Below are 21,308 nucleotides of genomic sequence, written 5' to 3'. Positions count from 1 at the left end.
CCCCCTTGGGGTATGCATGTTGCCGGAGCGCTAAGCCTCCAGCACGACGGGGATGATCATGGGCCGCCGGCGAAGTTTCCGGTTCACCCAGGTTCCGATGACCCTCCGCACCACTTGCTGCAACTGGTGGTTGGTGTGGTCCGTGTGGTTGAGGACGGCTTCTTCCAACGCCGCGTTGATCTTGGGGATGATTTCGTCGAAGACGGCGTCATCCTCCGCTACGCCCCGGGCATGGATTTCCGGGCCGGAAACAATCTTCCCGGTAGTGCGGTTGATCACCGTGATCACCGAGATGAAGCCCTCGTCGCCCAGGATGCGCCGGTCCTTGAGGTCCGCGTCGGTGATTTCGCCCACGCTGGAGCCATCCACATAGACAAAGCCAACTTCCACCTGGCCAACGATCCTGGCCTTGTGGTCCTTGAGGTCGATCACGCTGCCGTTGTCGCTAAGGATGATTCCTTCAGACGCCACTCCCGATTCCCGGGCGATATTGCCGTTGGCTATCAGGTGACGCGTTTCACCGTGAACCGGCATGGCATTGAGCGGCTTCAGGATGTTGTAGCAGTACAGCAGCTCACCGGCCGCTGCGTGGCCGGAAACGTGGACCTTGGCCGTGCCTTTGTGGATGACCTCGGCGCCGAGCTTGAGAAGGCCGTTAATGATGCGGAAGACGGCGTTCTCGTTGCCCGGGATGAGGCTGGACGCCAGGATGACGGTGTCACCCGGGCCCACCACCACCCGGTGGTCTCCGTTGGCCATCCGTGACAGGGCAGCCATGGGTTCGCCCTGCGAACCTGTGGACATCAGGACAACACGGTCGTCGGGCAGGTCATCGATGTTCTTGATGTCCACCAGGATGCCGTCGGGAACGTCCAGGTAGCCAAGCTTCGCGGCGATGGCCATGTTGCGCACCATGGAACGGCCCACGAAAGCTACGTAACGGCCGTGCTTGGACGCTGCGTCGAGGACCTGCTGGACCCGGTGGACGTGAGAGGAGAAGGAAGCGACGATCAGGCGCTTTTTGGCCGTGGCGAACAACCGGTCCAGTGTGGGACCGATTTCCTTTTCGGCCGTGGTGAAACCCGGGACATCGGCGTTGGTGGAGTCCGCCATGAAGAGGTCCACGCCCTCTTCTCCGAGGCGGGCAAAATGCCGGAGGTCGGTGATGCGGCCGTCCAGTGGCAACTGGTCCATCTTGAAGTCGCCGGTGTGGAGGACTGTCCCGCCCTCCGTCCGGATGAAGACAGCCAGGGCATCCGGTATGGAGTGGTTGACGGCCACGAATTCACATTCGAACGGACCGAACTGTTCCACCTGGCCCTCGGTGACGGTCAGCGTGTAGGGCTTGATCCGGTGTTCCTGCAGCTTGGCTTCAACAAGCGCCAGGGTCAGCTGGGAGCCGATCAGGGGAATGTCCTGCTTGAGGCGCAGCAAATACGGTACTGCGCCGATGTGGTCTTCGTGGCCGTGGGTCAGCACGACACCGACCACATCGTCCAGGCGGTCCTCGATATAGGAGAAATCGGGCAGGATGAGGTCGACGCCCGGCTGCGTTTCCTCAGGGAAAAGCACGCCGCAGTCAACAACCAGCAGCTTGCCGCCGATCTCGAAGACCGCCATGTTGCGGCCGATCTCCCCCAGCCCGCCGAGCGGAACGATCCGCAGGGTTCCGTTCGGCAGTTTGGGGGGCGTAACCAGGCCGGGAAGGGCGGTTTGGGTCATATTATGCTTCTTTCCGGCAGGCTGTCCTAGACGTTGAAGTCCATCCCAGCTTCTGCCAAATCCCCGCGGATCATGGTGATCTCGGCCTCGTCCGGCTCCACGAGGGGCAAACGGACAACCGAGTTGGGCAGAACTCCCTGCCACTTGAGAATCTGCTTGGCGGCTACGGCGCCCTGGACCCGGGTCATGGTTGCACGCACCACGGGCTCCAGCTCAAAGTTGATGGTCCTCGCCGTGGCGAGGTCGCTGGCGTTCACGGCGTCGATGAGCTCGCGGAAGCGCCTGGTGGCCACATGGGTGGTGACGCCAACCAGGCCAACGGCACCGAGTGCCATCCACTGGAGGGTCAGTCCGTCGTCTCCCGAGTAGAAGAGCAGGTCCGTTTCGGCCATGACACGGGTGGCGGCGGCAAAGTCCGCCTTGGCGTCCTTCACGGCCACGATGTTCTGGTGCCTGGCCAGCCTGATCATGGTTTCGGGCGCAATCTGGATGGACGAACGGCCCGGAATGTCATACAGCATGACCGGCAGGTCCGTGGCTGACGCCACTGTTTCGAAGTGCGCCTGAACGCCCGCCTGGCTCGGCTTGTTGTAGTACGGGGTGACGATCAGGAGACCGTCGACGCCGACCTCCGCCGCACGCTGCGAAAGGTGCACCGAGTGCGCGGTGTCGTTGGTGCCGGTTCCGGCGATGATGGCGGCCTTTCCGCCGACGGCTTCCTTGACCGCGCGGAACATGCCGACGTTTTCCTCGTCAGTGAGGGTGGACGTCTCTCCCGTGGTTCCGGTGACCACGAGGCCGTCGCAGCCATCTGCCACAAGCTTTTCCGCCAATGCCCCGGCCTGGTCGTAGTCGACCTTGCCGTCCTCGCTGAACGGGGTGACCATTGCGGTCAGCAGGGTACCAAGTGCAGGAACAGAGGCGCGGGAGTCAGACATAAGAAAAACGTTACCTTGTGACGGGCGTGTTACGGGAATGGGACTCCCGTGATGGTCATCATCAGGCCGGGCGCCGGAACCTTGAGGGTGCCTCCCCACAGTAGTGCGCCACGGCCCGCTCCTTCAGCTGCTCCGCCCATGCAACAAGCTTCTGCGACGCCCGGACGTACTCGAACAGCTCCAGCGGCGTCAGGGCATCGAGGTCTGTTTCGGCAAGGCGGCGGGCCAGTTCAGCCCCGGGCGCCTGCTCTGAAAGCACTGCGCCTTCCCTGCGCCACTGGACGTCTTCCGGGGGTTCTCCCGCAACCAACTGCCGGAAGAGGAAGTCGACCACGCCGGGACTCATGGCCTTCATGGGCCCGCTGAGACCTTCCAGCGCCTTCGGGTCATCGTTCATGCAGCCATGTTATTCGAACATATATTCGAAGACAAGGAGGAGGGTGGAAGGGGGGCACAGGCTTGCCAGGCTATGCCGCACAGCCGCCACCCAGCACTGCGTGAGAACATCTGAGCATGACTTCACAAGAGACTGCGCCGCCGAACCGGAGGGTCTCTGGAGGTGGGGGTGCCGCACCCCGCCTCACGGGCATCGATGCGGCCCGGGGCGTTGCCTTGCTGGGCATGATGGCCACGCACCTGATGCCGACGTTCGGCCCCTCGCCCGGATGGGAGCCCACCTGGATCGGCCTGACGTTCTCCGGGAGATCGGCGGCCCTGTTTGCTGTGCTGGCAGGCGTGGGACTGGCCCTGGGCACGGGAAAGCAGGACCCCCGGCACGGAAGCAGCCTCCGGGCCGCCCGCGGAGGCGTCGCGATGCGCGCGCTGGTGATTGCCGTCGTCGGGCTTTCCCTGGGCGGGCTCGAAGTGAACATCGCCATCATCCTGGTCCACTACGCGCTGCTGTTCCTGTGCATTCTTCCGTTCCTGGGGTTGCGGGCCAAGGCACTTTGGTGGTGGGCGCTCGGCTGGATCCTGGTGGCACCTTTCCTTGCCTATCTGGTCCGGCCCCTCCTGCTGGACGCGACCCCGCCCCTGCAACTGGGCCACAACCCCATGGGCGAAGACCTTCAGACCCCTGGCCGCCTGCTGGCCGACCTGTTCTTTACCGGGTACTACCCTGTCTTCCAGTGGATTGGCTACCTGCTGCTCGGCCTGGCTGCAGGACGCATGGCCCTGGCCACGGCAAGGGCGCGGTGGCTGCTGCTGGGAGGTGGCGTTGCCGTGGCAGTCGTGGCAAAAACGGCAGGGTTCCTGGCCATGGAACAGTGGGGCGGCAGGCCGGCGCTCGAGGCGATCCCTGGAACCCGCGGGTATCCGCTGGAGAGCATGCTGCAGGTCAACCTGACCGGGCTGAGGCAGGTGGACTCATGGTGGTGGCTCGCTACGGCGGCTCCCCATGCAGGCACCACCCTGGACTTGCTGCACACCGGCGGGGTGGCAGCGGCAGTCATCGGGTTGTTCCTGATCCTTGGTTCCCTGGCAGAGCGCCTCAACGTCAACTTCCTGCTGGTGCTGAGCGGTCCGGGGGCGATGACGCTGACGCTGTACTCCCTGCACGTGTGGATCGTGTCCGGCTTCCATGAGCAGCCCCTGCCGGCAGGATGGACTGCCGAGGGCATGTACTGGGCCCAGGCCTTGGGAGCGGTGGCCATCGGCATGACCTTTGCGCTGCTCAGGCGGCGCGGGCCCCTTGAATGGCTCGCCCACCAGGCCGCAAGCCTGGGCAGTTACCGCCCGGCGGTCGGCTGAGCCCGGAAGAGCTTGACGGCGTCGCGCATGGAGGCCCGTGCCCTCTTGCGGTCCCCGGAAGCGTCATAGGCACAGCTGAGCCGGAACCACGAGCGCCAGTCTTCAGGGGCGGCTTCGGCTTCTGCCCGGTACTTTTCGAATTCCGCGTCGGCTGCAGCCCTGACGATGCGGCCACCGGGCGTGCGTGGCAGGTTGTCCACCGGCAGGCCTCCCTCCGACTCCAGCACCTTCGCCATTTGTTCGGTGCGGGCACCGAACAGCAACTCGCGGATGAGCGCCCACGCGCCGATGATGGGCAGGACCAGGTAGGCAGCACCGATGCCCTTGGCCATCAGGTTGGGGTCGCCCAGCAACAGCAGCGACCGCTGCAGCGACACCACCAGGTACAGCACCAGCAGCAAGGTGATGGCGCCGACCCAGATCTTGGTCCGGTTGCGCTTCAGGGTCTCCCAGGCCGTGGCCATGCTAGAGCCCCAGGTCCAGGTAGCCGTCCAAACCGACCGTCAGGCCAGGATGGGACGCGACCTTGCGCAGGCCAAGCAGGACGCCGGGCATGAAGGACGCCCGGTCGAAGGAGTCGTGGCGCAGGGTGAACTGCTCACCGGGTCCCCCGAGCAGCACTTCCTGGTGTGCCACCAGTCCGCGGAGCCGGACACTGTGGACGCGGACGCCGTCAACATCGCAGCCCCGGGCTCCGTCCAGGGCGGTCTCCGTGGCGTCGGGGCTGGCGGGGACTCCTGCGTCCTTCCGGGCCTCTGCGATCAGCTGCGCCGTGCGCACTGCGGTTCCCGACGGCGCATCCACCTTGTTGGGGTGGTGCAGCTCAATGATTTCCACGGATTCGAAGTATTGGGAGGCCTTGGCGGCGAAGGCAGAAGCAAGGACCGATCCAAGCGCGAAGTTGGGTGCAATCAGGACGCCGGTGTCCGGCTTCTGCTCCAGGAGGCCGGCCAGGGAGGCAAGCTTCCGGGCGTCCCAGCCCGTGGTTCCCACCACGGCGTGAATGCCGTGCTCCACGGCGAACCGGACGTTGGTCTCCGTGGTGTCCGGAACGGTGAGGTCGACAATGTACCGCGCACCTGCATCGAGCAGCGTCTCCAGGGAATCGCCCCGGCCCAGGGAGGCCACGAGCTTCATGTCTTCGGCCGCTTCCACGGCTTTGACGGCTTCGATCCCCATGCGCCCGTGGGCGCCCAGCACTGCTACGGCAAGTTGTTCGGTCATGCCGTTAACCCTACCGCCGGGCCGGGTTCGGGACGGAACCGTTACTCCCCTGCGCCCACCCATTCGACGGTGCCGTCGCTGAAGAACTGTTCCTTCCAGATCGGGACCCGGGCCTTGATCCGGTCCACCAGTTCCGAGCAGACGGCGAACGCCTGTCCGCGGTGTGCAGCAGCCACGGCGCACACCAGCGCAGGATCGCCGATCTCCAGCATGCCGATCCTGTGGGCGGCCCAGATCCGGACCGGCCGTTCTGCTTCGCCCGAGTGCTCGGCGACCAGTTCGGCCACGACCTCGGACATCACAGCGTGCGCTGTGGGGTGCGCGCTGTAGCTCAGCCGGTCCACTGCCTTGCCGGAGTCGTGGTTGCGGACCACGCCGCTGAAGCTGACCACGGCCCCCGACGTATCCGACTCGACGGCGGCAATCGCCTGGTCCACGGAGATGGGCTCAGCGCTGAGGACGGCGCTGACCACTTCAAAATTAGTTTCAGTGCCCATGGCTTCCTTCCAATTGGTCACAAAGATGTCCGATCACGGGATCCAGGACGGCCAGCCCATCCATGACGCCTTTGGGCGACCCCGGAAGATTGATGATAAAAGTCCTGCCGGCCGCACCTGCGTGGCCACGGCTCAACATCGCCATGGGAGTTTTGGCCGCTCCGGCACGGCGGATGCCTTCCATGATGCCCGGAATTTCCCGGTCCAGTAGCGGCAGCGTCATTTCCGGCGTGCGGTCGTCAGGGCTGAGGCCGGTGCCTCCGCTGGTGATCACGACGGCGGGCCGCTGGGTCAGGAGCGCACGCAGCGCGGCTCCGACGGGCTCGCCATCGGGCACCACCATGGCAGGAAACGTCTCGAAGCCGTGCTCCCTCAGCCAGTCCACGATGACCGGCCCGGTGTCGTCGGCATAAATGCCCGCGGCGGCACGCGTCGAGGCAATGACCACCCCTGCCGTGCGGGGGCTGTGTCCCTGGGGTTCACACGCGCTCATTGCCCGGTACCTTCAGACCCGGCGTGTGCGTCCTTGGCTTGGCGGGTCCAGTCCCCGCTCTTGCCGCCGCTCTTGGCCAGCACCTGGATGTCCGTCAGGACAGCGTGCTTGTCCACGGCCTTGATCATGTCGTACACGCTCAGCGCCGCGACCGAAGCAGCCGTCAGCGCCTCCATCTCGACGCCGGTGACTCCCCTGGTCTTGACAGTCGCCAGAATGCCCACTGAATCGGTCCCCAGTTCGAAGTCGATGGTCACTTTGGACAGAGGCAGCGGGTGGCAGAGCGGGATAAGCTCCGGGGTCTTTTTGGCCGCCATGATCCCGGCTACACGGGCGACGGCGAGCGCGTCGCCTTTGGGCAGTTCGCCCGCCCCGAGGAGGGCCAGGACGTCGGGGGTGCTGTGGACTGTGGCAGTGGCGGTGGCTTCACGCGTGGTGACGGCTTTGTCGGAGACATCCACCATCTGCGCCGTGCCGTCGTGCCGGAGGTGGGTGAGGCCGCCGTGGTGGCTGGGGTTGTGGTTCACAGCATCCATACTTCCACTTCCGCGCCTTCCGGCAGTTCCGTGACGTGGGCAGGGATGTGCACCAGTGCATTGGAAGTGGCCAACGCATGGACCAGGTGCGAACCCGGTCCGCCGATCAACCGGACCGTGCCGCCGCCGTCCAGGTATCCCCTGCGCACCTGGTGTTTGCCGGCGGGCGACGTGAGTGGTTCGGCAAGGCAAGCGCGCAGTACGGGCCGCGCCGCCGGCGAGCCATGGACGCTGCCAAGGGCGGGGCGGAGGAACATCTCGAAGGACACGAGGCAGCTGACGGGGTTTCCGGGAAAACCAAGGAAAGGTGTCCCGTGGAAACGGCCGATTCCCTGTGGGCCGCCGGGCTGCATGGCCACGGGGACAAACTCCACGGCGTGGCCGTCCATGGCCTGGCGCACTACCTCGTAGGCCCCTTTGCTGACACCGCCGGTGGTGACGATCAGGTCCACCTGTGCTGCATGTTCTTCCAGGACGGCCAGCAGCTTCCGGGGATCGTCGTCGGCGATCCCCGTGCGCAGGACATGGAGTCCGGCCTGGCGCATGGATGCTTCCAGCAGCGTGCTGTTGGAGTCGTAGATCTTTCCCACGGCGAGGGCCCGGCCCGGTTCCACCACTTCGTCGCCGGTAGTGAGCAGGAGGACGCGCAGGGGCCGGCGGACTTCTACGGTGGCCAGGCCCAGCGCAGCCAGGAGCCCCAGTTGGCCGGGGCCCAGCCGCGTACCTGCGGGAAGGGCCAGCGCGCCGGCAGGGATGTCGCTTCCCGCCTGCCTGATGTAGGTGCCCGGCGCGGTGGCGGGCAGGGCGACCATCGCGTCATCCTGGCCGGGCGGCGGGAAGGAATCGGGCTCGGCGGCCTCGATGGGGACCACGGCGTCAGCACCTTCGGGGATCATGGCCCCGGTCATGATCGGGGCCGCACTTCCGCGTTCCAGGGGTGCCGGCGCCGCCCCGGCGGGGACCGGGTCCGCCACCCTGAGCTCCGCGCCGCCGTCGGGCAGGTCTGATGAGTTGACGGCAAAGCCGTCCATTTGCGAGTTGGCAAAAGGCGGCAGGTCAAGGGGTGCGTAGAGGTCGACGGCGAGTACCCGGCCCAGTGCGTCCAGCAACGGAAGGTGCTCCCCGGCCGGGTGCCCGGCCCCTGTAGTCAGCAGTTCCGCCACTGCTGCCTGGTGGGCAGCAACAGATCTGGGCACGGGCATCCTCCTGTGGTGACTGTCGGTTCCCGGAGTCTACCCGGACGTGGGAGCGGAGAGCCTCATGTGACCTTGATAGTGACGGTGTGGTACCCCGTTGCGCCGTCGGGGGCGACGCGGGCACGCTCTTCCACCTGCGGCCGGCCTGACGCGTCCGTCGCGCGGACCTGCACCTCGTAGTCGCCGGGTGTGAGGTCAACGGCGTGCTGCCACTGGTACCACGTATCCGCGGAGATTCCCGGCGCCAGTGCCGCTTCCTGCCAAGGCCCCCTGTTGACGCGCATTTCCACACGCTCGATGCCACGGTGCTGCGCCCAAGCCACACCACCAAACTGCACCGTGCCGGCCCTGACGGAACGGCCGCTGCGGGGAACGTCGATGCGCGACTGCGTCTTGACTGGGCCACGCTCACTCCAGCCGCGTGTGCTCCAGTAAGCCTTCTCATCCGCGAAACGGGTGACCTTGAGCTCCGTCAACCACTTGGTCGCGGACACAAAACCGTAGAGTCCCGGAACGACCATCCGAACGGGAAAGCCGTGTTCGAGCGGCAAGGGTTCGCCATTCATGCCAACCGCCAGGAGCGCATCCCGGCCGTCCGTGAGGGCCTCCAGCGGAGTGCTGGCCGTCCAGCCGTCGTTGCTGGTGGACAGGACCATATCCGCAGCGGACGTGGGACGCGCCATGGCCAGCAGTTCGCGGACCGGCCAGCCCAACCACAGCGCGTTGCCGATCAGGTCGCCGCCCACTTCGTTGGAAACGCAGGCGATGGTGATGTGGCGCTCTGTCATGGGCTTGGACAGCAGGGCCGCAAAGTCGAGTTCGAGGTCCTGCTCCACCAGGCCGGTGACTTTGAGCTTCCAGGTCGATGGATCAATGGCCGGCACCGCAAGGGCAGTGTCAATGCGGTAGAAGTCCCGATTCGCGGTAACAAGGGGGCTGATTCCGTCGATGGGCAGGGCGGCCCCGTCCGGAACGGTCTGTGGTGGCGTAGACGGCTGTGGCAGGACCATGGAACCCCGGAAGCCGGATGCCACTGAGGCGGCGCGCGTCACCACGGCGGTGGCGGCACCGGCCACGGCGGCTCCCAGCGAGGTGAGGGCTACGGCATTGAGGAACCGCCGTCGGGCCAGCGGAGCAGGCTCCTGGTCCGTTGGCTGCCGGTCCTCCCTTGACCCCGGCGGACGGGCCGGCACCCATTCGGCGAGTTTCCGCACCAGCATCCGCAGGACAACCATGGTGGTGACAGCGGCAATCACCGGGGCCACAGCGGCCTGGGGAACAGCCTGGGCGCGCGTGAGGACGGCAGCAAGGCCTGCAGCGCCCGCCACTGCCGAAAGTGCCAGTCCCAGCCCTGCCCTGCGCCGCTCCATGAGTCCGGCGAGTGCAGCAAGCCCTGCCGCGACCAGGACGATGCACACCACCAGCACCAGCTTGTCGGCGGTCCCGAACCACTGGATGGCCAGATCCTTTGCCCAGGGCGGGACAGCGTCGATGACCACACCACCCAGCGCCGTCACGGGTGAAACGAGCGGGCTGAGCAGTCCTGCCACCAACTCGCCTGCGGCAATACCTATGGCGCCCGCGGCGACACCCGCGGCTGCCGCCCAGCGTCCGGGCATCCTCATCTCTTGTCTCCTTGGTCCGCCTTGGCTGCCGGATCCTGCGGGAAGGCATGCCCCGCTGCCGGGCTGCCGTTGGCCCCGCCCGCCGGAAGGGACAGCGCAAACCGGCATCCGCCGTCGATGTTTTCCACCTGAACTGTGCCCCCGTGGGCCTGGACGATTCCTGCCACCATGCTCAGGCCGATTCCAGCGCCACTGTACGAGCCTCCCCGATCCCCGGGGTTTCCCCTGGCGGGGTCCTTTTGCCAGCCGGTCTCAAACAAATGGGGCAGGTCTTCCCCGGCGATGCCACCGCAGTGGTCCTCCACGGCGACCACCGCGTTACCGCCTTCCGGTCCCACCGTGACGCGCACCTTTGCGGGCGGCCTGCTGTAGAGGACGGCGTTGAGGATGATGTTCCGTACCGCCCGGGCGATGCTCGGGCCGTCGGCCACGGCCATGCACTGCCGGTCTCCCCCGCCCACCAAGGTGATGCCGCGCTGGTCGGCCAGGGGTGCAAGGTCGGAAAGCGCATCACTCACCACGTCGTAGAGATCCAGCGGTTCGGTGCGGAGCCTCAGGCTACCGGCCTGGATTTTGGACAATTCCAGCAGGTCGTTCACCATCACGGTCATCTGTTCGGTTTGTCCGATGATCTTCCGGTAGCCGACGGCGACGTCGGGGACCATGCCGTCCTCCAGCGCCTCCGCCATGGCCCTGATGCTTGCCAGTGGTGTCCGCAGATCGTGCGAGATCCACGAGACGAGCTCGCGGCGTGCCGTTTCCATGGCGGCTTCGCGTTCGCGGGACTCGGCAAGGCTGCGGCTGCTCGCTTCCAGTTCCTTGGCGAGTTCGGCCAGCTCCGACGTCATGGCCGGACCGGCGTTCCTGCCGTGGGATGCACCGTCTGCTGCACTGCCACCGGTATGGACATTCCCCAGGGTCTCACCGCGGCCCAGCCTGCGGGCGGCGTCCACCAGCCGGGCGGCGTTCCGTGACACCCCGGCGCCCAGCATGAGTGCCAGCACCACCGCCACCGCGGAGGCAATGGCGAGGATGTACCACATGACTTCGAGGTCGCGGGCGGAAATGAACATGGCGTTGAAGGCACTCACCATGCCGGTGACCAGCACGGCGACGGTGGCCACCACCACCAGGCAGATCTGGGCGAGTACCGAAGCCCCGCGCAGGACCCGAAGCAACAGCAGCGTCAGGGCACCGATCAGGATGGCCCAAAAGAGGATCCACGCCAGGATGGTGGCCAGGTCAGTGCCCTCCATGCCCGGCTCCCTCCGTGTCGAACCGGTAGCCCACACCCCATACCGTTTTCAACAGGACCGGTTTGGTGGGGTTGTCTTCGATCTTCTCCCGAAGCCTGCGGACGTGGACGGTCACTGTGGACAAGTCGCCGAAATCCCAACCCCATACAGCCTTGATGAGCTGCTCCCGGCTGAAGACCTGGTTGGGCCGCCGCAACAGGAATGCCAGCAGGTCGAACTCGCGCACCGTCAGCGACAACTGCTTTCCGTGGTGGGTCACGGTCCGCGACGCCGGGTTGAGATCGAACCCGGCCAGTTCCACACGCGGTTCAGGGCTGAACTCCCTGATGCTGCGGCGCAGGACCGATTTGACCCGCAGCACGAGTTCACGCGGCGAGAAAGGCTTGGTGAGGTAGTCGTCGGCGCCTACCTCGAGGCCCAGGATCCTGTCGTCCTCCGTCCCGAGGGCAGTGACCATGATGACGGGGACGCTCATCGCGGCGCGCAACCGGCGGCAAACTTCCACACCGTCAAGGCCCGGCAGCATCCGGTCGAGGATCACCAAGTCCGGTTCCCTCTCTGCCGCCAGCTTCAGGGCCGTAAATCCGTCGCCGGCCATATCCACTTGGAAGCCGGCGCCCACCAGGTAGTCCCGGACGACGTCCGCGATCACCTGTTCGTCCTCGACGAGCAGGATCCGGCGGTTCCCGGGTTCGGTGGCAGCAGCGGCAGCTTGGGTGGTCACGCTTTCAGCATAGGTTTGCCGGACGGTGCGGGCACCTGCATCGGCAGCCCAGGAGGCAAGCGTATGGATTCCGTAAGAAGTGGCACGTCCGCTGAGTGGACCGCAGTGTTGCCGATATCACTACCACGGCGTACGTGCCGTAGCCTTAATCCATGAACGTTCAGCTTGGAATGCCCACGATCCCCGCTGTGGGCGATGCGGGCAGCGGGCCGGTTCCGCCGCCTCGTCCGGCTGGTACGCCGGCAGGACTTTGGGACCGGCACGGCCGCCGCGCCACGGACATGCGCCTGTCACTCACGGACAAATGCAACCTGCGCTGCACGTACTGCATGCCCGCCGAGGGGCTGGAGTGGCTCTCGAAGCAGGCCGTGATGACCAAGGACGAGATCATCCGGATCGTGCGCATCGGCGTCAACTCCCTGGGGGTACGCGAACTCCGCCTTACCGGAGGCGAACCCCTGGTCCGCGCCGACCTGGTGGATATCATCGCCGGCATCCGCCGGGAGCATCCTGACCTTCCCATGTCCATGACCACCAACGGTGTGGGACTGGACAAGAAGGCGGCCGCCCTCAAGGCCGCCGGACTCAACAGGATCAACGTCTCCTTGGATTCACTGCACGAGGAAACCTTCACCCAGCTCACCCGGAGGCCATTCCTGGACCGGGTCCTCGCCGGAGTGGACGCTGCCTGGGCCGCCGGGCTCGGTCCCGTCAAACTGAATGCCGTCCTGATGCGCGGCATCAACGACGCCGAGGCACCGTCCCTGCTGGCATGGGCCTTGGATCGTGGTTACGAGCTACGCTTCATCGAGCAAATGCCCCTGGACGCCGATCACGGCTGGACCCGGCGGAACATGATTACCGCTGCCGAAATCCGGGACCTGCTGTCGGCGGACTTCGACCTCGCACCGGATCCCCGCGAACGCGATGGCGCGCCGGCTGAACGCTTCGAAGTACGACGCCGCAGCGACCGCCCGGAAGGCAGCGCACGCCCGGCGCCCGGCACGGTCCTGGGCACGGTGGGCATTATCGCTTCGGTCACCGAGCCGTTCTGCTCCGACTGCCGCCGAACCCGCATCACCGCGGAGGGCAAAATCATGAGCTGCCTTTTCTCCAGGGAAGAATTCGACCTCCTGGGACTCCTGCGCAGCGGCGCTTCGGACCAGCAGCTCGCCGGGCGCTGGCAGGATGCGATGTGGGTCAAGCCGAAGGCCCACGGGATGGACCACACCGGTCTTGGCGCTGCCGACTTCGTGCAGCCGGACCGCAGCATGAGCGCAATCGGAGGCTGAACCAATGCTTGTCCGTTACTTCGCTGCCGCGCGCGCAGCGGCCGGAGTCGAAGAGGAAACCTACCATCTCCCGGCAGGCAGCAGCCTGGAGTCTTTGCTGGAAGCGGCCCTCGCCGTCGAGCGTCCCACTCCGCCGGAAGGCACTCCTGAGCTGTCGAGGATCGTGGCCCGCAGCAGCTTCCTTCGCAATGAGGTGGCTGTCCGCGACCGCTCAGTGCCGCTGGATGCCGGGGATGTCATCGATGTCCTGCCACCCTTTGCCGGCGGCTGATCTTCAAGCCTTCCTGAACACACTCTTCAGCAGAGGAGCAAAACCTGCCCGGCCTTGCAGGCGCAGCTCAACGGTGTGCACCAGGACATCGTCCTCCACCCTGAAGGAGTGCCGGGCCACCCCGTCTGCCGTACGGCGGTCAAAGGTCAGTGTTCCGGAGGTCCACAGCCCCCGGACCGGCGCGGTTGGCGGGTGGCCCAGGCTGTCAACGTAATACCAGAGGGCACCTCCGTGTAAAGCATCCACGGTGAACATCCCGTGCCCCTCCAGGTGCGTGCCGTCGGGTTCACGGTGCCTGTAGCTCTGGACCACGGCATGACCGCCGGCGGCCGGCGTGAAGGCGACTTCGGCGTCAGTCGTATGGGCGGGCCCCCAGGGGGACTGTGCGATCTCGGTGACGCCCCGCCAGTGCCCCAGGAAGGGTTGGAGCATACCGGCCGCGCGGCCGGTATGTGGCTGGTCCATGGCGACTCCAAGGCAACTGGGCAAACACATCAGGGCAGCATGATCGTGTGATCATGCTGCCCTGATGATGTCCGGGAGTCCAGAGTCCCGGACGGAGTTTCAGAGTCCGAACGTCTCGTTTTCCTCGAACGGGCCCACCACTGTGATGGTGCGCGGAGCCGAAGCCAGCTCGCGGGCAAGCTCCTGCACATCCTCTACCGTGACGGCCTTGATGCGGGCCAGGGTCTCGTCAATGTCCTGGAACTCTCCGGAGACAAGTTCCGCCCGGCCCAGGCGCGACATACGGGAGCCGGTGTCCTCCAGGGACAGGACGATGCCACCGCTGAGCTGCCCCACGGCTTTGCGCAGTTCCTCCCCCGTGATGCCGTCGCGGGCCAGCTTGTCCAGCTCGACGCCCAGGAGATCAAGCACCTGGCGCACCTTGGACGGGGTGCACCCCGCGTACATGCCAAAGTATCCGGCGTCCGCATAGGCTGCCGTGAAGGAGTAGGTGGAGTACACCAGCCCACGCTTTTCCCGGATTTCCTGGAACAGCCTGGACGACATGCCGCCGCCCAGCACGGCATTGAGCACGCTCATGACGAAGCGGCGCTCATCCGTTGCCACGATCGTGGGACAACCCATGATGATGTTCGCCTGCTCCACCGGCCGCTTGACCACGTGGAGGCCCGCGGTGCCTGTGATCACGGCGCGGTCCGTGGCCCGGCGCTGTACCGGAGCAGCATCAGGATCGAGATTCCATCCCGCTGCTTCCAGTGATTCCTGCACCAGTCGGCAGACGACATCGTGGTCCAGGCCGCCGGCCGCAGTAATGACAAGCTCCTCGGGCCGGTAGTAGCGCTGGTAATGTGCCCACACGGAATCCCGGGGCACGGCCTTGATGGCGGCGGGTGTCCCGCCGATCGGACGCGCCAGGGGGTGGCGGCCAAGGACGGCTTCCACGAACTTCTCATGCGCCACATCCGTGGGGTCGTCGCTGTCCATGGCGATTTCCTCGAGGATGACGTCGCGTTCCTGTTCCAGTTCGGCCGGGTCCAACACGGCTCCGGTGATCATGTCCGCTATGACATCGATCGCCATCGGCAGGTCGGTGTCGAGGACACGCGCGAAATAGCAGGTGCTCTCCTTGGCGGTCGCGGCGTTGGACTCCCCGCCGACTTCATCGAACGCCGAAGCTATCTCCAAGGCGGTCCGCCGCTTGGTTCCCTTAAAGAGCAGATGTTCCAGGAAATGCGTGGAACCGTGCTGTCCTTCGGCTTCGTCGCGGGACCCTACTGCCACCCAGAATCCGATGGTGGCAGAACGCTGGCCCGGCATGGCCTCGGTCAGGACACGCACACCTCCCGGCAACACGGAACGGCGCACAATGGAACCGCCGTCGGCGCCATGGATCAGGTCACCGCCGGGAAGGGTCTGCTCCAAGGGCAAGGGTACGACAGTCATCTAGTCCTTTCGGGTTAAGGGCGGCGGGGCCGGTGGACTTTCACATCCACCAGCCCCGCCGGGTACTTCTGACAGACTACTCTGCCGAAGCCTCTGCGGCTTCTGCCGGAGCTTCCTCGGAAGCGCCCTCTTCCTCGGCCACAACCGGAGAGAGGGACAGCTTGCCGCGGTCGTCAATCTTGGTGATCTCGACCTGGACCTTCTGGCCCACGGAGACGACGTCATCCACATTGTCCACGCGCTTGCCGTTGGCCAGCTTGCGGAGTTCGGAGATATGCAGCAGGCCGTCCTTGCCCGGGGTGAGGGACACGAAAGCGCCGAAGGTGGTGGTCTTGACGACCGTACCCAGGTAGCGCTCACCGACTTCCGGCACCTGCGGGTTCGCGATGGCGTTGATGGCGGACCGTGCGGCGTCGGCCGACGGGCCGTCGGTGGCACCGATGTAGACCGTGCCGTCGTCCTCGATCGAGATGTCCGCGCCCGTGTCTTCCTGGATCTGGTTGATCATCTTGCCCTTGGGGCCAATGACCTCGCCGATCTTGTCCACGGGGATCTTCACGGCGATGACACGCGGAGCGAACTCGGAGAGCTCGTCCGGGGTGTCGATCGCTGCGTTGATGACCTCGAGGATGTGGAGGCGGGCCTCGCGGGCCTGCTTCAGGGCAGCGGCCAGGACCGAAGCCGGAATGCCGTCAAGCTTGGTGTCCAGCTGGATGGCAGTGACGAACTCGGAGGTACCGGCAACCTTGAAGTCCATGTCGCCGAAGGCGTCTTCGGCACCAAGGATGTCAGTCAGGGCCGCGTAGCGGGTCTGGCCGTCGACCTGGTCGGATACCAGGCCCATGGCGATACCGGCAACGGCAGCCTTCAGCGGAACACCGGCGTTGAGCATGGACAGCGTGGAAGCACAGACCGAGCCCATGGAGGTGGAGCCGTTGGAGCCGAGGGCTTCGGATACCTGGCGGATGGCGTACGGGAATTCCTCGCGGCTCGGCAGGACCGGAACCAGGGCACGCTCAGCGAGGGCACCGTGGCCGATTTCGCGGCGCTTCGGGGAACCGACACGGCCGGTCTCACCGGTGGAGTACGGCGGGAAGTTGTAGTTGTGCATGTAACGCTTGCGCGTGACCGGCGACAGGGAATCGATCTGCTGCTCCATCTTGAGCATGTTCAGCGTGGTGACGCCCATGATCTGGGTTTCACCACGCTCGAAGATGGCAGAACCGTGAACGCGCGGGAGAACCTCGACCTCGGCGGTCAGCTGGCGGATGTCCGTCAGGCCACGGCCGTCGATGCGGATCTGGTCCTTGAGGATGCGCTGGCGGACAACATGCTTGGTGACGGAGCGGAACGCTGCGGAGAGTTCCTTCTCGCGGCCTTCGAAGTCTCCGGCGAGGGCGCCAAGGACCTCGTCCTTGAGTGCATCGGAAGCGTTGTCGCGCTCCTGCTTGTCGGCGATCTGGAAGACAGCAGCAAGCTTGTCTGCAGCAGCAGCCTCCACAGCGGCGTAAGCGTCGTCCTGGTAGTCAAGGAAGACCGGGAACTCGACGGTGGGCTTTGCAGCGCGGGAGGCCAGGTCCGACTGTGCCTCGCACAGGGCGCGGATGAACGGCTTGGCGGCCTCGAGACCCTCGGACACAACCTCTTCGGTGGGAGCGGTGGCGCCCTGTTCCTTGATGAGGTTCCAGGAGTTGTCCGTGGCTTCGGCTTCGACCATCATGATCGCGACGTCGTCGCCTGCGACACGGCCGGCAACCACCATGTTGAACACGGCGTTCTCCAGCTGGGAATGCTTGGGGAACGCAACCCACTGGGAGCCCTGCTCGTCGGCGATGAGGGCGACGCGGACGCCACCGATCGGGCCGGAGAACGGGAGGCCGGAGAGCTGGGTGGACATGGACGAGGCGTTGATCGCAACGACGTCGTACAGTTCGTCCGGGTTGATGGCCAGGACCGTGACGACGATCTGGACTTCGTTGCGCAGGCCCTTGACGAAGGCCGGACGCAGCGGGCGGTCCATGAGGCGGCAGGCCAGGATGGCTTCCGTGGAAGGACGGCCTTCACGGCGGAAGAACGAGCCCGGGATACGGCCGGCAGCGTACATGCGCTCCTCGACGTCCACGGTCAGGGGGAAGAAATCGAAGCCTTCGCGCGGCTGCTTGCCGGCAGTGGTGGCGGAAAGAAGAGCGGTGTCGTCGTCGATGTAGACCATCGAGGCACCGGCGGCCTGCTTGGCAAGGCGGCCGGTTTCAAAGCGGATCACGCGCTTGCCAAAGCGGCCGTTGTCGATGATGGCTTCGGAGAACTGGATTTCGGGACCCTCCATGAGAGTCACCTCCGTTTCTGTTGAGCGGAAGTCCGCCGCATCAACCCAGGCCCCTTCTTCATTACTGGCCTGTACGACACCCGGTCATCGATCGAGATCCACGGGCGCGCCGTCCGTTGACGGCCTTCCCGGGAACCACTACCGAGGACCGCGAATGCGCGATGCGGTTGATTCCTGTTTTTAGTTGTTGTGAAGAAAGCGGCCCGCTCCGTGAAGGACCGGGCCGCCCAGGCAGACTAGCGGCGCAGGCCGAGACGCTCGATGAGCGAACGGTAGCGGGCGATGTCAGTGTCCTTCAGGTAGGAAAGCATGCGCTTGCGGCGACCAACCAGGGCGAGCAGGCCGCGCTGGGTGTGGAAGTCGTGCTTGTGCTGCTTCATGTGCTCAGTCAGATCCTTGATCCGCTGGGTCAGGACGGCAACCTGGACCTCGGGCGAACCGGTGTCGCCTTCGGACGTTGCGTATTCCTTGATGATGGACTGCTTTACAGCGGCGTCAAGTGCCACGTGAACTCCTAGAGTTGTGCCGTGCTTCCCGGATCAGCGCTTCACTGCCGGGTTGCTTCCGGTGCGTCACCGCACACAAAAACAGGTCCAGCTGCCACGGACTGCGGCCGGAACCACTGATCAGTTTACCGGGAGGCCGGCATTGTTGTCGAAAAGGCACCTGCTGCGGTCCTGCCGCGGGCGAGGGGACAAGCACGACGGCGGCCTGCCGCCTACCGTCCGGACAGCAGTTCGTGCGCCTGGGCTACGTCCAGGCACATCTGCTCCACCAGGGCTTCCGGGCCCCGATAGGCCACCATTCCCCGCAGTCGCTGGGTGAATTCCACGGCCACAGTCTGACCGTACAGGTTGAAGTCGTCCACGACCTCCCCTTCCGGGCGGTCGATCACATGCGCCTCCACTTGCCGGCTCACGCCATCGAAGGTGGGATTGGATCCGACGGAGATGGCAGCAGGCCAACGCGTTCCGGCCTGGTCGACAAGCCAGCCCGCATAGATTCCATCAGCCGGCACATATCCTGTGGAGTCATGCGACAAGTTGGCCGTGGGAAACCCGAGGTCGCGTCCCCGGGCTGCGCCATGGACCACTTCACCGCGCATCCGGTGCGGACGGCCGAGGATCGCGGCAGCGGTCACGACGTCGCCCTCGGACAAGGCTTCCCTGACCCAGGTGGACGAACAGCGGCGGTCTTCATCGCCGTCGTGGTGGACGGGGAAGCCGCCCGCGCCGTATTCGTTGACGACCTGGACACCGAAGCCCAATTGGTCACCGAGCTCCTGCATCGTGGCAACGTCACCCGAGTTGCCCGCACCGAACCGGAGATCGTGGCCAACCACCACGTGGCCTGCCTGCAGGGCATCAAGCAGGATCTGCTGGACGAATTCCAGCGGCGTCATGGCGGCCAGGTCCAGGGTGTACTTCATGACAAGAACTGCATCCACGCCGGCGTGTCCCAAGGCGTCGATCTTGTCCTGCAGGCCCATGATCAACTCCGGTGCCGATTCGGGCCGGTGGACCTGGGCAGGGTGTGGATCAAAGGTCACAGCGACGGACGGAATACCTTGGCGCCTGGCCGTATCCGTCAGGAGGGCAAGCACATGCTGGTGGCCACGATGGACGCCGTCGAAGTTTCCGATGGTGACCGCTGTGGGACCAAAGTCCCGCGGGACCTCGGTGGGATCGTTCCAGATGTGGACCATCAACCTCGCCTTTTACTGCAGATAAGTGTTCTGCCCGGCAGCCTCCGGGCCCCGGAACATTCTAAGGTTACCCGCTCCGCAGGACGCTCAGGACGGCCTGCGGCGGTTCAGCCACAGGAGCCCCAGGACGGGAAGCACCAGCGGAACAAACCCGTAACCGCGTCCGAAAAGGGACCACACCGTGTCATGCGGGAAGGCAACCGGGTCGAAAAGGCTGACGGCACCCACCACCAGCACGCCAACCAGTTCCACCAGGACAGCCGCCAGGGAGATCCTGAACCACGTGCGTCCCGGCTTGGCCAGGGAAACGGTAGCCACAATGTAGACTACGGCGGCGAATGCCGACAGGACATGGGCCAGCGGGGCCTCGTTGAATTTGGTGGCGATCTGGTACCCGGCCCTGGCCGTAGCCGACAAGGCAAACACCGCATAAACGGCAATCAGCAGCCGTCCCGGCCCGGTGTTGCGGGTGTCCTTGGCAGCCACCTGCTTCCCGCTGCCGGTGCGGTCTGTCTCGGTTCCAGTCACGTCGTTTTCTTCCTTCACGTCAGTACCAGATCTGGTTCATGCGGGCGGCCATGACAAGGGCGGTGACGCCCACCGCTGCCAGGACGAAGTTGCTCCACCGTGTTTTCTCCAGGATGGACCAGTACACGGCGCCCAGGGGAATCATGAGTGCCGTCACCAGGTAGCCCCAGAATTCCCACGGCTCGCCGGCCATCTGTTCGCCCAGGGCAACGCGGACGATCGAGCCCACCAGGTACACCAGCAGTGCGGCTTCCACCGCAAGGACGGACAGGATGGTGATGTCGTTCGGCGCCTTCTTCAGCACACCTGCCACCATGCACACGATCGAGGAAACCAATCCGATGATGAGGATTGAGTAGAAGTATCCGTCCATGCCTAGTTTTCCTGCCCTGCTGCCGGGGCGAAGACCAAAACCGGTTTGGCGAAGCTTCCGGCGTCGGCAACCAGCGCAACCAGCTCGCCCGACGGCGCAAAGGCTGCGGCCGGATTCTCCGCGGTGGCAGCTCCGGGAGTACCGGACGCAGGCCCGGCAGCGATCCGTCGGCCGAAGGAAATTTCCGTGGCCTCCTGGTCGGTCAACTCGCGGTTGGGCATCAGGGAACGCGCTGCAGCAGACATCTCCAGGACATGGAGCTCGCGGGCGAGTTCATCCAGGGTCCTGGCCTGGTCGATCGAGTACGGGCCTACCTGGGTGCGCCGCAGGGCGGTCAAGTGGCCGCCCACGCCCAAGGCAGCCCCCAGGTCCCTGGCGAGGGCCCTGATATACGTGCCCGAGGAGCATTCAACGGTGACGTCCACGTCCACTGTCCTGCCGCCGTCGTTCCTGGCAACACCATGCATATCGAAACGGTGGATGGTCACGGGACGGGCCGCGAGCTTGACCTCTTCTCCCGAGCGGACGCGCGCATAGGACCGTTCGCCGTTGACCTTGATGGCGCTGACGCTGCTGGGAACCTGCTGGATGGGGCCTTTCAGGGCCTCGATCCCGAGTGCGATATCGGCGTCGCTGACGCCCGCGGCGCTGCGCGCTTCCGTCACGTCGCCCTCGGCGTCGTCCGTAATGGTGCTTTCGCCAAGCCGAATGGTGGCCGTGTAGGTCTTGGAGGTGCCGACGATGTAGGTCAGCAACCTGGTGGCCTTATTGATGCCCAGCACCAGAACACCGGTTGCCATGGGGTCGAGCGTCCCCGCATGGCCGACTTTCCGGGTGCCGGCCAGCCGCCGCATCCGGCCAACCACATCGTGGCTGGTCCATCCCTGCGGTTTGTCAACGATCACCAGTCCAGAAAGCACGCTTATCAGTATATCGGTGGCTAGG

General features: G+C 65.4%; 23 protein-coding genes. 3 read left to right on the top strand and 20 right to left on the bottom strand.

Annotation, left to right across the window (positions count from 1 at the left end; genetic code table 11):
- Nucleotides 1–30: 30 nt before the first annotated feature.
- The 3 genes from ACPFL9_RS07830 to ACPFL9_RS07820 form a co-directional block, all read right to left on the bottom strand.
- A complete protein-coding gene (locus ACPFL9_RS07830; protein WP_426006842.1) occupies nt 31–1,722 on the bottom strand; it encodes a ribonuclease J in 1,692 nt (563 codons plus the stop codon).
- 26 nt (nt 1,723–1,748) lie between these two features.
- Nucleotides 1,749–2,660 carry a 4-hydroxy-tetrahydrodipicolinate synthase gene (gene dapA, locus ACPFL9_RS07825; RefSeq protein ID WP_426006840.1) on the bottom strand — a complete coding sequence of 304 codons (912 nt, stop codon included), beginning with the start codon at nt 2,658–2,660 and terminating at the stop codon, nt 1,749–1,751.
- Nucleotides 2,661–2,721: 61 nt separating this feature from the next.
- Nucleotides 2,722–3,057: a hypothetical protein gene (locus ACPFL9_RS07820; protein WP_426006838.1), complete on the bottom strand. Its 336-nt coding sequence runs from the start codon at nt 3,055–3,057 to the stop codon at nt 2,722–2,724.
- A gap of 116 nt (nt 3,058–3,173) precedes the next feature.
- On the opposite strand from ACPFL9_RS07820, the gene ACPFL9_RS07815 reads away from it, so the two are divergent.
- A complete protein-coding gene (locus tag ACPFL9_RS07815) occupies nt 3,174–4,409 on the top strand; it encodes a heparan-alpha-glucosaminide N-acetyltransferase domain-containing protein (protein WP_426006836.1) in 1,236 nt (411 codons plus the stop codon).
- Here ACPFL9_RS07815 and ACPFL9_RS07810 read toward each other — a convergent pair.
- The 9 genes from ACPFL9_RS07810 to ACPFL9_RS07770 are packed head-to-tail and all read right to left on the bottom strand — an operon-like array spanning nt 4,388 to nt 11,960.
- The gene (locus ACPFL9_RS07810; protein ID WP_426006835.1) at nt 4,388–4,873 is read right to left on the bottom strand and encodes a hypothetical protein; all 486 of its coding nucleotides are present in this window, start codon (nt 4,871–4,873) and stop codon (nt 4,388–4,390) included. The genes ACPFL9_RS07815 and ACPFL9_RS07810 overlap by 22 nt on opposite strands.
- A gap of 1 nt (nt 4,874) precedes the next feature.
- Complete coding sequence (gene dapB, locus ACPFL9_RS07805; RefSeq protein ID WP_426006833.1) at nt 4,875–5,633, bottom strand: 4-hydroxy-tetrahydrodipicolinate reductase; 759 nt, start codon at nt 5,631–5,633, stop codon at nt 4,875–4,877.
- A gap of 41 nt (nt 5,634–5,674) precedes the next feature.
- Complete coding sequence (locus ACPFL9_RS07800; RefSeq protein ID WP_426006832.1) at nt 5,675–6,130, bottom strand: molybdenum cofactor biosynthesis protein MoaE; 456 nt, start codon at nt 6,128–6,130, stop codon at nt 5,675–5,677.
- A complete protein-coding gene (locus ACPFL9_RS07795; RefSeq protein WP_426006830.1) occupies nt 6,120–6,623 on the bottom strand; it encodes a MogA/MoaB family molybdenum cofactor biosynthesis protein in 504 nt (167 codons plus the stop codon). The genes ACPFL9_RS07800 and ACPFL9_RS07795 overlap by 11 nt, the downstream gene beginning before the upstream one ends.
- Nucleotides 6,620–7,159: a cyclic pyranopterin monophosphate synthase MoaC gene (moaC, locus tag ACPFL9_RS07790; protein WP_426006828.1), complete on the bottom strand. Its 540-nt coding sequence runs from the start codon at nt 7,157–7,159 to the stop codon at nt 6,620–6,622. The genes ACPFL9_RS07795 and moaC overlap by 4 nt, the downstream gene beginning before the upstream one ends.
- Nucleotides 7,147–8,361: a gephyrin-like molybdotransferase Glp gene (gene glp, locus ACPFL9_RS07785; protein ID WP_426006826.1), complete on the bottom strand. Its 1,215-nt coding sequence runs from the start codon at nt 8,359–8,361 to the stop codon at nt 7,147–7,149. The genes moaC and glp overlap by 13 nt, the downstream gene beginning before the upstream one ends.
- Before the next feature lie 56 nt (nt 8,362–8,417).
- Nucleotides 8,418–9,980: a molybdopterin-dependent oxidoreductase gene (locus tag ACPFL9_RS07780; RefSeq protein WP_426006824.1), complete on the bottom strand. Its 1,563-nt coding sequence runs from the start codon at nt 9,978–9,980 to the stop codon at nt 8,418–8,420.
- Complete coding sequence (locus ACPFL9_RS07775; RefSeq protein ID WP_426006822.1) at nt 9,977–11,236, bottom strand: sensor histidine kinase; 1,260 nt, start codon at nt 11,234–11,236, stop codon at nt 9,977–9,979. Before ACPFL9_RS07775 ends, ACPFL9_RS07780 begins: the two co-directional genes overlap by 4 nt.
- Nucleotides 11,223–11,960: a response regulator transcription factor gene (locus ACPFL9_RS07770; RefSeq protein ID WP_426006821.1), complete on the bottom strand. Its 738-nt coding sequence runs from the start codon at nt 11,958–11,960 to the stop codon at nt 11,223–11,225. The genes ACPFL9_RS07775 and ACPFL9_RS07770 overlap by 14 nt, the downstream gene beginning before the upstream one ends.
- A 152-nt stretch (nt 11,961–12,112) precedes the next feature.
- Here ACPFL9_RS07770 and moaA point away from each other — a divergent pair, with 152 nt between their 5' ends.
- Nucleotides 12,113–13,252 carry a GTP 3',8-cyclase MoaA gene (moaA, locus tag ACPFL9_RS07765; RefSeq protein ID WP_426006820.1) on the top strand — a complete coding sequence of 380 codons (1,140 nt, stop codon included), beginning with the start codon at nt 12,113–12,115 and terminating at the stop codon, nt 13,250–13,252.
- 4 nt (nt 13,253–13,256) lie between these two features.
- Entirely contained in the window at nt 13,257–13,523 is a 267-nt protein-coding gene (locus ACPFL9_RS07760; RefSeq protein WP_426006819.1) for a MoaD/ThiS family protein, read from the top strand.
- 3 nt (nt 13,524–13,526) lie between these two features.
- Here ACPFL9_RS07760 and ACPFL9_RS07755 read toward each other — a convergent pair whose 3' ends face one another.
- From ACPFL9_RS07755 to truB, 8 genes are all read right to left on the bottom strand, one after another.
- Entirely contained in the window at nt 13,527–13,988 is a 462-nt protein-coding gene (locus tag ACPFL9_RS07755) for a DUF1579 domain-containing protein (RefSeq protein ID WP_426006818.1), read from the bottom strand.
- Nucleotides 13,989–14,087: 99 nt separating this feature from the next.
- Nucleotides 14,088–15,431 (bottom strand): M16 family metallopeptidase, encoded by a 1,344-nt coding sequence (locus ACPFL9_RS07750; protein ID WP_426006816.1) that lies wholly within the window; start codon nt 15,429–15,431, stop codon nt 14,088–14,090.
- A 76-nt stretch (nt 15,432–15,507) separates the two neighbouring features.
- A complete protein-coding gene (locus ACPFL9_RS07745) occupies nt 15,508–17,757 on the bottom strand; it encodes a polyribonucleotide nucleotidyltransferase (RefSeq protein ID WP_426006815.1) in 2,250 nt (749 codons plus the stop codon).
- Between the two features lie 236 nt (nt 17,758–17,993).
- A complete protein-coding gene (gene rpsO, locus ACPFL9_RS07740; protein WP_021472634.1) occupies nt 17,994–18,263 on the bottom strand; it encodes a 30S ribosomal protein S15 in 270 nt (89 codons plus the stop codon).
- Between the two features lie 212 nt (nt 18,264–18,475).
- Nucleotides 18,476–19,462 (bottom strand): bifunctional riboflavin kinase/FAD synthetase, encoded by a 987-nt coding sequence (locus ACPFL9_RS07735; protein WP_426006814.1) that lies wholly within the window; start codon nt 19,460–19,462, stop codon nt 18,476–18,478.
- A gap of 87 nt (nt 19,463–19,549) precedes the next feature.
- Nucleotides 19,550–19,990 carry a hypothetical protein gene (locus ACPFL9_RS07730; RefSeq protein WP_426006812.1) on the bottom strand — a complete coding sequence of 147 codons (441 nt, stop codon included), beginning with the start codon at nt 19,988–19,990 and terminating at the stop codon, nt 19,550–19,552.
- Nucleotides 19,991–20,009: 19 nt separating this feature from the next.
- Nucleotides 20,010–20,363, bottom strand: coding sequence for a hypothetical protein (locus tag ACPFL9_RS07725; protein ID WP_426006811.1), 354 nt, complete (start codon nt 20,361–20,363; stop codon nt 20,010–20,012).
- A gap of 2 nt (nt 20,364–20,365) precedes the next feature.
- Nucleotides 20,366–21,283 carry a tRNA pseudouridine(55) synthase TruB gene (gene truB, locus ACPFL9_RS07720; protein ID WP_426006810.1) on the bottom strand — a complete coding sequence of 306 codons (918 nt, stop codon included), beginning with the start codon at nt 21,281–21,283 and terminating at the stop codon, nt 20,366–20,368.
- Nucleotides 21,284–21,308: the final 25 nt, after the last annotated feature.

It is taken from the genome of Paenarthrobacter sp. NyZ202 (assembly GCF_049860755.1).
In the GTDB taxonomy this organism is placed as follows: domain Bacteria; phylum Actinomycetota; class Actinomycetes; order Actinomycetales; family Micrococcaceae; genus Arthrobacter.
The sequence above is the reverse complement of the archived record's forward strand: the minus strand, read 5'-3'. Positions and strand labels throughout refer to the sequence as shown.

Excerpts from the sequence above, each read along its gene's own strand:
- ACPFL9_RS07820 (WP_426006838.1), bottom strand. The coding sequence starts at position 3,057 with ATGAACGATGACCCGAAGGCGCTGGAAGGTCTCAGCGGGCCCATGAAG.
- dapB (WP_426006833.1), bottom strand. The coding sequence starts at position 5,633 with ATGACCGAACAACTTGCCGTAGCAGTGCTGGGCGCCCACGGGCGCATG.
- ACPFL9_RS07725 (WP_426006811.1), bottom strand. The coding sequence starts at position 20,363 with ATGGACGGATACTTCTACTCAATCCTCATCATCGGATTGGTTTCCTCG.
- ACPFL9_RS07800 (WP_426006832.1), bottom strand. The coding sequence starts at position 6,130 with ATGGGCACTGAAACTAATTTTGAAGTGGTCAGCGCCGTCCTCAGCGCT.
- ACPFL9_RS07750 (WP_426006816.1), bottom strand. The coding sequence starts at position 15,431 with ATGACTGTCGTACCCTTGCCCTTGGAGCAGACCCTTCCCGGCGGTGAC.
- glp (WP_426006826.1), bottom strand. The coding sequence starts at position 8,361 with ATGCCCGTGCCCAGATCTGTTGCTGCCCACCAGGCAGCAGTGGCGGAA.
- ACPFL9_RS07755 (WP_426006818.1), bottom strand. The coding sequence starts at position 13,988 with ATGGACCAGCCACATACCGGCCGCGCGGCCGGTATGCTCCAACCCTTC.
- dapA (WP_426006840.1), bottom strand. The coding sequence starts at position 2,660 with ATGTCTGACTCCCGCGCCTCTGTTCCTGCACTTGGTACCCTGCTGACC.
- ACPFL9_RS07775 (WP_426006822.1), bottom strand. The coding sequence starts at position 11,236 with ATGGAGGGCACTGACCTGGCCACCATCCTGGCGTGGATCCTCTTTTGG.
- ACPFL9_RS07830 (WP_426006842.1), bottom strand. The coding sequence starts at position 1,722 with ATGACCCAAACCGCCCTTCCCGGCCTGGTTACGCCCCCCAAACTGCCG.
- moaC (WP_426006828.1), bottom strand. The coding sequence starts at position 7,159 with ATGGATGCTGTGAACCACAACCCCAGCCACCACGGCGGCCTCACCCAC.
- ACPFL9_RS07815 (WP_426006836.1), top strand. The coding sequence starts at position 3,174 with ATGACTTCACAAGAGACTGCGCCGCCGAACCGGAGGGTCTCTGGAGGT.
- ACPFL9_RS07795 (WP_426006830.1), bottom strand. The coding sequence starts at position 6,623 with ATGAGCGCGTGTGAACCCCAGGGACACAGCCCCCGCACGGCAGGGGTG.
- ACPFL9_RS07760 (WP_426006819.1), top strand. The coding sequence starts at position 13,257 with ATGCTTGTCCGTTACTTCGCTGCCGCGCGCGCAGCGGCCGGAGTCGAA.
- ACPFL9_RS07810 (WP_426006835.1), bottom strand. The coding sequence starts at position 4,873 with ATGGCCACGGCCTGGGAGACCCTGAAGCGCAACCGGACCAAGATCTGG.
- moaA (WP_426006820.1), top strand. The coding sequence starts at position 12,113 with ATGAACGTTCAGCTTGGAATGCCCACGATCCCCGCTGTGGGCGATGCG.
- ACPFL9_RS07780 (WP_426006824.1), bottom strand. The coding sequence starts at position 9,980 with ATGAGGATGCCCGGACGCTGGGCGGCAGCCGCGGGTGTCGCCGCGGGC.
- ACPFL9_RS07745 (WP_426006815.1), bottom strand. The coding sequence starts at position 17,757 with ATGGAGGGTCCCGAAATCCAGTTCTCCGAAGCCATCATCGACAACGGC.
- ACPFL9_RS07735 (WP_426006814.1), bottom strand. The coding sequence starts at position 19,462 with ATGGTCCACATCTGGAACGATCCCACCGAGGTCCCGCGGGACTTTGGT.